Consider the following 12,927-nt stretch of genomic DNA (forward strand, 5'->3'; position numbering starts at 1 on the left):
ATATTGCCCATGCTACGTATCGCTAAAGAAGCACTGACGTTTGACGACGTCCTCCTCGTTCCCGCTCACTCCACCGTTCTGCCGAATACTGCCGATCTCAGCACGCAGTTGACGAAAACCATTCGCCTGAACATTCCTATGCTCTCTGCGGCAATGGACACCGTGACTGAAGCGCGCCTGGCTATCGCCCTGGCACAGGAAGGTGGCATTGGCTTTATCCACAAAAACATGTCCATCGAACGTCAGGCGGAAGAAGTTCGCCTGGTGAAGAAACATGAATCCGGCATCGTGTCTGACCCACAGACCGTTCTGCCAACCACCACGCTGCACGAAGTGAAGGCCCTGACCGAACGTAACGGCTTCGCCGGTTACCCGGTTGTGACCGAAGAGAACGAACTGGTCGGTATCATCACCGGTCGTGACGTGCGTTTCGTGACTGACCTGAACCAGCCTGTCAGCGTTTACATGACGCCAAAAGAGCGTCTGGTTACCGTTCGCGAAGGCGAAACCCGCGACGTGGTGCTGGCAAAAATGCACGAAAAACGCGTTGAAAAAGCGCTGGTTGTTGACAGCAGCTTCCACCTGCGCGGCATGATCACCGTTAAAGACTTCCAGAAAGCAGAACGTAAGCCTAACGCCTGTAAAGACGAGCATGGCCGCCTGCGCGTTGGCGCTGCGGTTGGCGCAGGTGCCGGTAACGAAGAGCGCGTTGACGCGCTGGTTGCTGCGGGCGTTGACGTCCTGCTGATTGACTCCTCTCACGGCCACTCCGAAGGCGTTCTGCAACGTATTCGTGATACCCGTGCCAAATACCCCGATCTGCAGATCATCGGCGGCAACGTAGCCACTGGCGCAGGCGCTCGCGCGCTGGCTGACGCCGGTTGCAGCGCGGTGAAAGTGGGTATCGGCCCTGGCTCTATCTGTACCACGCGTATCGTGACCGGCGTGGGCGTTCCACAGATCACCGCCGTGTCTGACGCGGTTGAAGCGCTGGAAGGCACCGGTATTCCGGTTATCGCTGACGGCGGTATCCGCTTCTCTGGCGACATCGCCAAAGCGATCGCCGCGGGCGCCGCTGCCGTAATGGTTGGCTCCATGCTGGCCGGTACCGAAGAATCCCCGGGTGAAATCGAACTCTTCCAGGGCCGTTCTTACAAATCTTATCGCGGTATGGGCTCCCTGGGCGCGATGTCCAAAGGTTCCTCTGACCGTTACTTCCAGACCGATAACGCCGCAGACAAACTGGTGCCGGAAGGTATCGAAGGTCGCGTTGCCTATAAAGGCCGCCTGAAAGAGATCATCCACCAGCAGATGGGCGGCCTGCGCTCCTGTATGGGTCTGACCGGCTGTGGTACCATTGACCTGCTGCGTACTAAAGCGGAATTCGTACGCATCAGCGGTGCGGGTATCCAGGAGAGCCATGTTCACGACGTGACGATCACCAAAGAGTCCCCGAACTACCGTCTGGGCTCCTGATAAGTTTCCGCGCCCGGCTTCTGCCGGGCGCTCTGTTTTTGTTTCACTTGCCTCGGAATTAGCGTCAATGACGGAAAACATTCATAAACATCGCATTCTCATCCTGGACTTCGGTTCTCAGTACACTCAGCTGGTGGCGCGTCGCGTACGTGAACTGGGCGTTTACTGTGAGCTGTGGGCGTGGGATGTCACGGAAGCACAGATTCGCGAATTCAATCCAAGCGGCATCATCCTGTCCGGCGGCCCGGAAAGCACCACCGAAGAGAACAGCCCCCGCGCGCCGCAGTACGTGTTCGAAGCTGGCGTGCCGGTATTCGGCGTGTGCTACGGTATGCAGACCATGGCCATGCAGCTGGGCGGCCACGTAGAAGGCTCCAACGAGCGCGAGTTTGGCTACGCACAAGTAGAAGTTGTGACCGACAGCGCGCTGGTGCGTGGTATCGAAGACTCCCTGACCGCAGACGGCAAACCGCTGCTGGACGTGTGGATGAGCCACGGTGACAAAGTTACCGCCATCCCGTCTGACTTCGTGACCGTTGCCAGCACCGAAAGCTGCCCGTTCGCCATCATGGCGAACGAAGAAAAACGCTTCTACGGCGTGCAGTTCCACCCGGAAGTGACCCACACCCGTCAGGGTATGCGCATGCTGGAGCGCTTCGTGCGTGACATCTGCCAGTGTGAAGCTCTGTGGACTCCGGCAAAAATCATCGACGACGCCGTTGAGCGTATTCGCCAGCAGGTTGGCAATGACAAAGTCATCCTCGGCCTCTCCGGCGGCGTGGACTCCTCCGTAACCGCGATGCTGCTGCACCGCGCCATCGGCAAAAACCTGACCTGCGTGTTCGTGGACAACGGTCTGCTGCGTCTGAACGAAGCCCAGCAGGTGATGGACATGTTCGGCGACCACTTCGGTCTGAACATCATTCACGTGGAAGGCGAGCAGCGCTTCCTGGACGCGCTGCAAGGCGAGAACGATCCGGAAGCGAAACGTAAGATCATCGGCCGCGTGTTCGTGGAAGTGTTCGACGAAGAAGCGCTGAAGCTGGAAGACGTGAAGTGGCTGGCGCAGGGCACCATCTATCCGGACGTGATCGAATCCGCGGCCTCCGCAACCGGTAAAGCGCACGTCATCAAATCTCACCACAACGTGGGCGGTCTGCCGAAAGAGATGAAGATGGGCCTGGTTGAACCGCTGCGCGAGCTGTTCAAAGACGAAGTGCGTAAGATCGGTCTGGAACTGGGTCTGCCGTACGACATGCTATACCGTCACCCGTTCCCGGGCCCGGGTCTGGGCGTGCGCGTGCTGGGCGAAGTGAAGAAAGAGTACTGCGACCTGCTGCGTCGCGCGGACGCTATCTTCATCGAAGAGCTGCACAAAGCTGACCTGTACAACAAAGTGAGCCAGGCGTTCACCGTGTTCCTGCCGGTTCGCTCCGTCGGCGTAATGGGCGATGGCCGCAAGTACGACTGGGTTGTTTCCCTGCGTGCGGTGGAAACCATCGACTTCATGACCGCGCACTGGGCGCACCTGCCGTATGACTTCTTAGGCCGCGTGTCTAACCGCATCATCAACGAAGTGAACGGTATTTCCCGCGTGGTGTATGACATCAGCGGTAAGCCACCGGCTACGATTGAGTGGGAATGATTCCTCTGTATTAAAAACAAAAGCCCGCATTGATGCGGGCTTTTTTATGAGTTACGTACGTAACCGACGCCCGCTTTTCTCCTCAAACAGGAAGACCCGCGAGAGATCGGCTTCCAGCAATACCGCATCGCCAGGATTGACATCGAGTTTCTCATGGGACACGACAATCATCTCCTGGTCGCCGACCCGTACCAGAATCTCCTGGCCTTCTCCGGTCATCTCTACCAGTACGATTTCTGCTGCAACCCCGGTATTACTGATGCGAATGTGATGTGGACGAATAGCGCAGACGATCTTCATCCCGTCTATATACGATGTCAGCGGGCAGGGGAAGCGGTAGCCGTTCGTCAACACCACGCTCCCGTCATGGATAACCCCTTTTATGGTGTTGATCTCCGGGGTGCCGATAAATCCCGCGACAAAGAGGTTGTCCGGATTGTGATAAAGCTCTTCCGGTGTCCCGACTTGTTCAATATTGCCAGCATTCAGCACCACGATGCGGTCCGCCATGGTCATTGCTTCGGTTTGATCGTGGGTGACATAGATTGTCGTGCGCCCGATTCTCTGGTGGAGCTTGCGAATTTCACCGCGCATTTTATGGCGAAGCTTAGCGTCCAGGTTGGACAGGGGTTCATCGAACAAAAAGGCTTTAGGAGCACGGACAATCGCCCGGCCCATCGCGACGCGCTGGCGCTGGCCTCCGGAAAGCTCACGCGGTACCCGGTCGAGCAGATGCGTCAGTCCGAGTATTTCAGCCGCTTCTTCAACCCGTGCCATGCGTTCTGCTTTGGGCACGTTGGCGAGCTTTAACGCAAAGCTCATGTTGTCCCGCACTTTCATGTGCGGATAGAGTGCGTAGCTCTGGAACACCATTGCGATATCGCGTTTTTTGGCGGGCAGGGTGGTTACCACTTCGCCCTGCATGAGCAGTTCGCCAGACGTGATATCTTCAAGCCCGGCAATCATTCGCAAAAGTGTGGATTTACCGCAGCCGGAAGGGCCGACCAGCACAATGAATTCACCTTCGTGGATATTCAACGAGATGTCTTTGATGATGCTGACGTTGCCGTAGGATTTTCCCAGGTTGTTCAATACAATTTGGCTCATGTTACTCTCCTCGACCGGCGTTTTGCGCCGGCTGCAAAAACGGCATCACGTTGTAGCGGTATTCTTTCGCCGCGTTGAGATCCTTTTGGATAATGCATTGCGCTGTTTCGGTAAACCGCAGCGCGGCAGCGCGGAGATCGAGCCGGTTGGCGTGTTCAATCCCGGCAAGCACGTCCGGCTCGATAATCGTGTTACCGTGCAGGGCACCGAGAATGGCTCCGCTCATGACCCCGATAGAATCCGTGTCGCGCCCGGAGTTGATGGAGTCCTCTACCGCGCCACGGAAGTCGCCCTCCCGAAGCAGGCAGAACGCCAGCGCCATAGGGAGTTCTTCGATCGACATCAGACGTGAAGGCTGATACGCCATGGTCGGCACTCCGGCTTTTTCCGGTCCATGCATCAGGTCATCACCCATTGGTGACCAGGGCAGAAGCGCCTCGTGGAGCGCATCGACAATCTGCAGATAATCCCAGAGTTGGCCGCGATAGCAGCAGGCAACATCCAGCGTGGCGCTAATAGCCTCACGCGTGCCGTCTTTTGCCAGCTGCAGGGCGATATCAACGATGGCATCCAGGGTGATCCCCGGAATGAACGCCGCCGAGACGCAGGCGGCGAACACGCCGGCAGCCTCCAGCCCATAGCTCTGCTGGTGCCCCAGCGTGAAGTTGATGGCCTCCTGGTAGGCGGCGGTGGGGTTACAGGCGTTAATTACGCCGATGGGCGCGGCGTACATGGCGGCGCCGCAGTTGACCATATTGCCAACGCCGCCCTGGCGAGGATCGCAGGCCGCGAGCTGCAGACGGTGAAATATCCATTTTTCCGGGTAAAACAGGCGCTCAATGACCAGCGCTTCCCTGTCCAGCTCCGGCACCCAGCGGGGTTCCCAGGCGATTTTCCGGACAAACGATCCCGCCATATCCCAGGCGTCAATGTGGCGCCCCAGCTCGTCGTACACTTCCATCAGACAGAGCGTCATTAACGTGTCGTCTGTGATGATCCCATTGCCGCGAATGCGGTTATTGCGCCGTGAGGACGGCTCGTCCATTCGGTGCCAGCGCTGGTTGATGGAGGTCACTTTTCCATATTTTTCCTGAATCTGACGGGCAGACAGTTTCTCGACCGGGCCTCCCAGCGCATCACCAAATGCAACGCCGTAGAGCATGCCAAGAACCCGGGAGCTGAAAGATAAGTTATCTGTCATTTTAATTTTTCCTGTGCGTATTGAGTCATGGCGTTACCCCCGGCAGATTTCCAGGCATTGACGTATTGATCCCACATATCAAACGAGACCCTTCCAGAGACGAATTTGTAGGCCCATTCGTTGTAAATGCTGCTGGTGGAATCGAGTGCGGCAGCAAAGGTCGACGGGAAAATAAACGCGTTGTCGGCCGCAAAATAGCGCTGTGAATTGTCGATGTAGCGCAGCATGGCGGGTGAGCGCCACTCCACCGGTGGTTTCCAGTTGGCGGCATAGATAAATCGCGGATACCAGGTATTAATCTTTGGCGTGACGGTAATCGCATCGTCTTTACGAACGTAGTGGGTGCCTTCAAACCCCATCTGCTCCATCATTTGCCCTTCTGGGCTTGCCAGGAAATCGAGCAAAATCATGACCTCTTTCTTATGTTTCGACAGCGTCGACATCGCGAAACCCCGGGTCTCCATCGATACATCCACCGCCGCCAGACCTTGCCCGCCCGGACCTTTCGGGGGATCGAGCAGCGTCAGCGTGGCATCCGGGTGGACCTGGCGCATTTTCTCCTGATAGACACCCACGTTTCCCGGTGATGAGACGGATACGACGCCTACTTTACCGGTGTAAAACTGATCTTCTTTCAGCTCCCAGTTGGTGGTGATGTACTGCGAAGAGAGCAGTCCTTTCTCATACAGTGAATGGTAATACTGCAGTTTGTCGCGCTCCTGCGGGCTAATCTGCGCGTGGATCCACTGATCCTGTACGTCCTTAAGCCACGTAGCGCGGATCCCAAACGCGGGATTTAAAAAGCCATCCAGATCGCGGAGATCTTTTTCAGAGGTGATCCCGGCCGTATCTGCTTTGCCATCGCCGTTGAAATTACCGCTGTGAATGGCATTAAACAGCGTCACGTACTCCTCCAGCGTTTTGGGTGACGCATTGAAGCCACCCTTTTGCAGCCAGTCTTCGCGGATCACCGGTTGACGCGCCCGCAGCGGATAGACGTAAAGCAGCGTCGGATGGTTTTGCAGACGCAGCTTGTTATGCGGCCACAGTGCCTCTTTCAGGTAATGGGTCTGAGCGATCCACGGACGCCAGTCCTCAAGAATACCTTGCTCAACCATTTTCTGATCGCTGCCGTTGAAGTAGATCAGGTCCGGGATGGTACCGGACAGCAGCATCACGTTCAGCACGTTGGAATAGCCGGAGGAGGAGAGGTTCACGATCTCAATTTTGATATCGTGGCCCTGCCGTGCCAGCGCCTGTTCTATCCGATGGATATGCTCCACGTCTTCCCGGTTGGTGGTGAGCAGATCTTTCTCTACTACCCTGATCGTTACCGGCTCTGCCTGGGCAACCTGACACATCAGTACGCCGCCCAGCAGGACGCGGGTAAGGGTATTGAATACGTTCATCGTCATTGCTCCTTGTTAACCCTTCACCGCACCGGACATGGTGCCTTTGGTGAAGAAGCGCAAAATAATGGGGTAAATGGCGATAAGGGGAGCAATAGTCAGCGTAATCATGCCGGCTTTGAGCGCCTTAATGCTGATCTGGCTGGCATCGGTGTAGTTAGACATGCTTTCCACACCCACCATGGACAACTTATCTCCCTCAACGACAAACTGACGCAGCACAACCTGCAGCGGCCACTTGTCGGGATCGTTGAGGTACACCATGGCGCGGAAAAATTCGTTCCAGTGCAGCACCATATAAAACAGCGTGATCATGGCAATAGAGGATTTAGCAACCGGCAGAATGACGTACCACAGCGTCTGGAAAGGATTCGCGCCATCCAGCTCGGCGGCTTCCAGCAGCTCTTCCGGGATCTCCTCGAACAGACGCACCAGAATGATCAGGTACCACGCGAAAACAGCGCGATAGAGAATGACTGACCAGTAGCTGTTCAGCAGGCCCAGCTTCTTCATCACCAGAAAATCGGGAATGATGCCCGGCTCAAAAACGATGGTGAAAAGGACGAAGATGAAGAGCAGGCGACGCCCCGGCAGGCGTTTTTGCGCCAGCGCCCAGGCCAGCAGCACGGTAAAGACCACGTTGATAACGGTGCCCACCACGGTGATCAGCATCGCGTTTCCAAACCCGCGAAGAACAGCCTTATTGCTCAGCAGCAGCTTCCAGACATCGAGCGAGAAACCCTCCGGGATAATGGAAAGACCGCTCATACCCGCCACTTTCGCCGGGCTTGAGAAGGAGACGGCCACCAGATTCAGGATGGGCTGAAGCGTAACGATAACCAGCAACAGCAGAACGGAGAGAATGAGAACATACTCAATGCGTTCAAATGGGGTACTTCGAGATGACCAGCGCATTACCAGACTCCTTTACCCGTCAGGCGTTTAGAGACGTTGTGAGCCAGCACGATAAGGACCATGCCAATCACGCCTTTGAATAACCCTGCCGCCGTTGCCAGTGAGAATTCGCCGGTGCGCAGGCCCATGCGGTAGACATAGGTATCGATGATATCGATCTGCCCGTTCACCACGTCGTTGCTCATGTTGAACACCTGATCAAAGCCCTGGCTCAGGAACAGCCCGACGTTAAGGATGAACAGCGTCGCGATAGTGGGCGTAATGGCAGGCAGAGTGATGTGCCAGATTTTCCGCCAGCGGCCTGCTCCGTCCATCTCCGCCGCTTCGTACAGCTGTGGGTCAATCGCCAGGATCGCCGCGATATAGAGCAGGGAGTCCCATCCGGCGCTGCGCCACATTTCAGTGAAAACCAGCACCCAGCGAATCGAGCCGGTATCCGTCATAAACGGAATCGGGTCGTATCCCATAGATTTAATGACGTCGTTAATCGCGCCGTCGACGGGCGACAGCGCGGCGATAGCAATACTGGCAATAACAACCCAGGATAAATAGTGCGGTAAATAAATGACCGACTGGACGAATTTACGATAGCTGGATGAACGCACCTCATTGAGCAGTAGGGCAAGAATAATCGGTACCGGGAAAATAAAGAGCAGTTTCATTGCGCCAATGATGACCGTATTTTGTATCACCTGCCAGAAAACGGGAGATGACATCAGCGTTGTGAAATATTGCATACCAACCCATATATTGGGCGGAATGATCCGGTATTGCTCAAAAGCGATTTTCGTTTCCCAGATGGGTAAATAGTGCCAGATAAAAAAATAAATCACACCCGGAAGTGCCATCACATAAAAAGGCCACCACCTGCGCATCTTTTGACGAAAGCGCGCGGCACGAGTGACGGTTCGTTGCTGTGATATATGGCTTGCAAGGGATATCCGCTCGCTGGGTTTTGTTTCAGTTAAAGCCTTCATCGAACTTACTCCCATTACTTTAATGGTTGCAGCGAATGCAATATAAAAACTGCATCGGACGTTAATAAAAAAAGCGATAAGCCGTGGTGTTAATTTTTCTCAACGTGAATGGCGATATTTTCATATTGTGTCAGACGGGTGAGAACATCTTTGTATTCAGGCATATTTGACGCCCCCTCTTTTTCGACGGCCAGGGAGGCAAACGCGCAGGCAAATTTTGCGGCCTGAACGAGAGACTCCCCTTTGGCCATACTGGCCGTGAATGCACCGTTAAAGGCATCTCCGGCCCCTGTCGTATCCACGCATAACGCTTTTAGCGCAGGTATATGAATAAACTGCTCGCCGTCATAAATAAGCGCGCCTTTGGCTCCCATCGTAATAATGACGCAGCCGACGCCTTTGGCCTTGATCGCTTTGGCCGCCGCTTTCGCGCTAGCCATGTCCGTAACGGCAATACCCGATAGCAATGACGCTTCTGTTTCATTAGGCGTAAGAAAATCAACGTTTTTCAGACAGCTCGCCACCTCAGAAGAGAAGGGCGCGGGGTTTAAAACCACCTTAATATCGCAGCAACGGGCAAGTTCAATGGCCCGAAACGTAGCGGGCAGATTATTTTCCAGCTGAGTTAAAAAGATATCCGAGTTTTTTAACTCCGGGATAATGGCTTCAACCTCATCTGCGGTAATCGATTGATTGGCTCCGGGGCTAATGGCAATCATATTCTCACCGTCGCCCTGACAAACATAAATAAGCGCCGTGCCTGTTTTCTTTTCTTTATCCTGATAAAGCATAAAGCTGTCAATTGCCGACGAGGTCAAATGTTCATATGCCATCTGGCTAAACTGGTCGTTTCCGACTTTACCGACAAAGTGCGTTTTCACATTACATTTGCTTACTGCCAGCGCCTGATTCGCCCCTTTCCCCCCCGGCCCGATAATGGTATTTTCTGAAAATATCGATTCACCGCTTTGCGGAAAACGGTCCACATTAGCAATTATGTCAACGTTAAACGACCCTAAAATACAGACTTTGCCTTTCATCTTTCGCCCTTTATGTCGATATTTGGCTGTTTTTTTTGACTGAGCAGATTCAAAAAAAAGAATGATATTGCTATCAAGATTATTTACGGACTGAGTGTGAAAAATACGGCGCTTAATAAGGGCGCCACCATGGCAGCGCTCAACGCCACCTTCCTTCGATAATATATTCAGGTCACTACGAATCGTTTCTCGGGTGACGCCAAAAATTTTAGCGAGATGGCTGACCGTCGCGCGCTCATATCGGTTGAGGTAGGTCAGTATTGCGTAATGACGTTCTTTATTGAGCATGATGTCACCTCTGAAAGTTATATTATTGTTTCAGTGGTGTTAATTCCTTGAGGGTATTCACAGAATGGTGGGCAAAGCAAAAGGAATCGGAAATGAAATGGCAATTAGATCATTAAATTCAAATGATTAAATGTCATTACGGAGGGTGATTATTTTATTGAATTTCGTGACGGGAGAGGGCATTCGCAGAGTAAAACCCGCGGCCCAGCGTACCGGGCCGAATGTGTGAACTATTTTCCGCTGTTATCCCGGCGATACGCCAGCGCCACCACCAGCGACTGCACCAGGCACAGCGTTGCCGACTGAGATCGGAACGCATCCACCTGCGCCTCTTTCACTACAAAGCAGAGATCGCTGAACGTCGCCAGGGGGCTTATCTGGCTGTCCGTAATCACGATCTGCCGCGCGCCGACGCTGGCGGCGGTTTCGCTGACCATCACCGTCTCTTCCGCGTACGGCGAGAAGCTGATCGATACCACGATGTCGCGCGCCTTAATGCGGCTGATCTGCTCGCGCAGCATCCCGCCCATGCCGTCGAGCAGGATAGGGCGACACTCGAGGTGGCTCAGGGCGTAGGTGAGGTACGCGGCGACGCTAAAGGAGCGGCGCAGCCCGGCGATGTAGATGGTGTCAGCGTCGGCCAGCAGCTGTACCCCGCGCTCCAGCATCTCCGGTTCGGCGCGGGCGGCCAGCTGCTGCAGCGCCTGCGCGTTTGAACGGGCGAACTCCTGCAGGATATCGAGCGGCGTTTCCGGCACGGCCTCACTCTCCATTTCGCGGAACAGCCGGGCGCGGTCGCTGTAGCTGGCGGTCTCCTCCACCAGGTTCATGCGAAACAGCTGTTTCATTTCGTTGAAGCCGGTGAAGTCAAAGGCGTTGGCAAAGCGGATCAGCGTCGAGGGCGGCACGTCGGCGCGCTCGGCAATGACGGCAACCGTATCAAAGGCCACGCTGTTGGTGTTATCCAGCACGTAGCGGGAGACCTGCTGCAGCCTCTTGCTCAGGCTATCGTAGCGATCGCGGATTTGCTGCTGCAGTTCGTTCAGGCTGGTTGCTGTCGTCATCTTATCCCCCAAGTACAGTCTTATGATTCTAAACGCAAAACCGCGTCTTTTAAATGTCGGCCATCCATCTGGCAGCAAAAATGAAACAGAAACTTCAGTCATTTCCTCGCCCGAAATCCCTTAATAGCGCACGCTGCGTCAGTGTTGTTGGCTGTTAACATAAAAATCCATCCTTGATCACAATAATCATCATTTATTTTATTTCAACTTAAAATGGAATATTTGTTTCATATATAGTGTTCAGTACACAGTGTTCAGGTAACAGTCACGTATCAACAGCGAGAGGTTAAGGATGGAGACGGTAGCGAATTTTATTCACGGCGAATGTGTCACCGGTTCAGGCCAGCGCGTTCAGGCGATCTTCAACCCGGCCACCGGCGAGCAGATCCGCCAGGTGGTGATGAGTACGGCGCAGGAAACCGAACAGGCGATTGCTGCCGCGCAGCAGGCGTTTCCGGCGTGGGCGCGCCATGCTCCGCTGAAGCGCGCGCGCGTGATGTTCCGCTTCAAGGCGCTGCTGGAAGAGAATATGGATCGCCTGGCCCGCATCATCAGCGAAGAACACGGCAAGGTCTTCTCCGACGCTGTGGGGGAACTGACCCGCGGCCTGGAAGTGGTGGAGTTTGCCTGCGGCATCCCGCATCTGCAAAAGGGTGAACACTCTGCGAACGTCGGTACCGGCGTCGACAGCCACTCGCTGATGCAGCCGCTCGGGGTCTGCGCCGGGATCACGCCGTTTAACTTCCCGGCGATGGTGCCGATGTGGATGTTCCCGATTGCGCTGGCGACCGGCAACACCTTCGTGCTGAAACCGTCGGAAAAAGACCCTTCCCTGGCGCTGGCGCTGGCGCAGCTGCTGAAAGAGGCCGGCCTGCCGGACGGCGTGTTCAACGTGGTGCAGGGCGATAAGGAGTCCGTTGACGTGCTCCTGACCGATCCGCGCGTGCAGGCGGTGAGCTTTGTCGGCTCCACGCCGATTGCGGAATACATTTACCAGACCGCGTCCGCCCACGGTAAGCGCTGTCAGGCGCTGGGCGGCGCGAAAAACCACTGCATCCTGATGCCGGATGCCGACGTGGAGATGGCGACCAACGCCATCATGGGCGCGGCCTACGGCGCGGCGGGGGAACGCTGCATGGCGCTCTCGGTGGTGCTGGCGGTGGGGGATAAAACCGCCGATGACCTCTGCGCCCGGCTGGAGAAACAGATTGCCGCGCTACGCGTCGGGCCGGGTCTGGACCAGTCGCCGGAAAACGAAATGGGGCCGCTCATCTCCTCCGCGCACCGCAGCAAGGTGCTGGGCTACATCGACAGCGGGGAAGCGCAGGGGGCGAAACTTCGCGTGGACGGTCGCGGCTTCAGCGTGAAGGGCCACGAGCAGGGCTACTTCGTCGGGCCGACGCTGTTCGATAACGTCACCCCGGAGATGACCATCTATAAAGAAGAAATTTTTGGCCCGGTGCTTTCTGTGGTGCGCGTAGCAGATTACGCCAGCGCGGTGGATCTGATTAACCGCCATGAATATGGTAATGGCTCGGCGATCTTCACCCGCGACGGCGGCTGCGCGCGCCGCTTCTGCGAAGAGGTGCAGGCGGGCATGGTGGGGGTCAACGTGCCGATCCCGGTGCCGATGGCGTTCCACAGCTTTGGCGGCTGGAAGCGCTCGATTTTTGGCGCGCTCAACGTCCACGGCAACGACGGCGTGCGCTTTTACACCCGAATGAAAACCATCACCGCGCGCTGGCCGGAAATGCAGCAGGAGACAGGCGCTGCGTTCTCCATGCCAACGCTGGGCTGACAGGAGG

General features: G+C 55.6%; 10 protein-coding genes. 3 read left to right on the forward strand and 7 right to left on the reverse strand.

The features are described 5' to 3' along the window. Nucleotides 1–9: 9 nt before the first annotated feature. Nucleotides 10–1,476, forward strand: a complete 1,467-nt coding sequence (gene guaB / locus V4835_RS06620) for an IMP dehydrogenase (RefSeq protein WP_063143434.1) — start codon at nucleotides 10–12, stop codon at nucleotides 1,474–1,476. A 67-nt stretch (nucleotides 1,477–1,543) separates the two neighbouring features. Further along, entirely contained in the window at nucleotides 1,544–3,121 is a 1,578-nt protein-coding gene (gene guaA / locus V4835_RS06625; protein WP_331411609.1) for a glutamine-hydrolyzing GMP synthase, read from the forward strand. Nucleotides 3,122–3,172: 51 nt separating this feature from the next. Here the strand turns inward: guaA and V4835_RS06630 are convergent, their stop codons facing one another. The 7 genes from V4835_RS06630 to V4835_RS06660 all read right to left on the reverse strand — a co-directional run bounded on the left by V4835_RS06630 (nucleotide 3,173) and on the right by V4835_RS06660 (nucleotide 11,122). Beyond that, a complete protein-coding gene (locus V4835_RS06630) occupies nucleotides 3,173–4,228 on the reverse strand; it encodes an ABC transporter ATP-binding protein (protein WP_331411611.1) in 1,056 nt (351 codons plus the stop codon). A gap of 1 nt (nucleotide 4,229) precedes the next feature. Continuing rightward, nucleotides 4,230–5,429, reverse strand: a complete 1,200-nt coding sequence (locus V4835_RS06635; protein ID WP_331411612.1) for an ADP-ribosylglycohydrolase family protein — start codon at nucleotides 5,427–5,429, stop codon at nucleotides 4,230–4,232. Beyond that, nucleotides 5,426–6,838 (reverse strand): extracellular solute-binding protein, encoded by a 1,413-nt coding sequence (locus tag V4835_RS06640; protein ID WP_331411613.1) that lies wholly within the window; start codon nucleotides 6,836–6,838, stop codon nucleotides 5,426–5,428. Before V4835_RS06640 ends, V4835_RS06635 begins: the two co-directional genes overlap by 4 nt. A 15-nt stretch (nucleotides 6,839–6,853) precedes the next feature. Beyond that, nucleotides 6,854–7,753: a carbohydrate ABC transporter permease gene (locus V4835_RS06645; RefSeq protein ID WP_331411614.1), complete on the reverse strand. Its 900-nt coding sequence runs from the start codon at nucleotides 7,751–7,753 to the stop codon at nucleotides 6,854–6,856. Beyond that, complete coding sequence (locus tag V4835_RS06650; protein WP_331411615.1) at nucleotides 7,753–8,490, reverse strand: ABC transporter permease; 738 nt, start codon at nucleotides 8,488–8,490, stop codon at nucleotides 7,753–7,755. The genes V4835_RS06645 and V4835_RS06650 overlap by 1 nt, the downstream gene beginning before the upstream one ends. Before the next feature lie 329 nt (nucleotides 8,491–8,819). Continuing rightward, a complete protein-coding gene (locus V4835_RS06655) occupies nucleotides 8,820–10,058 on the reverse strand; it encodes a PfkB family carbohydrate kinase (RefSeq protein WP_063143441.1) in 1,239 nt (412 codons plus the stop codon). Between the two features lie 230 nt (nucleotides 10,059–10,288). Next, nucleotides 10,289–11,122 (reverse strand): MurR/RpiR family transcriptional regulator, encoded by an 834-nt coding sequence (locus V4835_RS06660; RefSeq protein ID WP_331411617.1) that lies wholly within the window; start codon nucleotides 11,120–11,122, stop codon nucleotides 10,289–10,291. A 292-nt stretch (nucleotides 11,123–11,414) separates the two neighbouring features. Between V4835_RS06660 and V4835_RS06665 the strand changes: the two genes are divergently transcribed. Next, on the forward strand, nucleotides 11,415–12,920 hold the full coding sequence (locus tag V4835_RS06665; RefSeq protein WP_331411618.1) for a CoA-acylating methylmalonate-semialdehyde dehydrogenase: 1,506 nt from the start codon (nucleotides 11,415–11,417) through the stop codon (nucleotides 12,918–12,920). Nucleotides 12,921–12,927 lie beyond the last annotated feature (7 nt).

It is taken from the genome of Enterobacter cloacae complex sp. CARB60, from assembly GCF_036487345.1.
In the GTDB taxonomy this organism is placed as follows: Bacteria; Pseudomonadota; Gammaproteobacteria; order Enterobacterales; family Enterobacteriaceae; genus Enterobacter; species Enterobacter asburiae_D.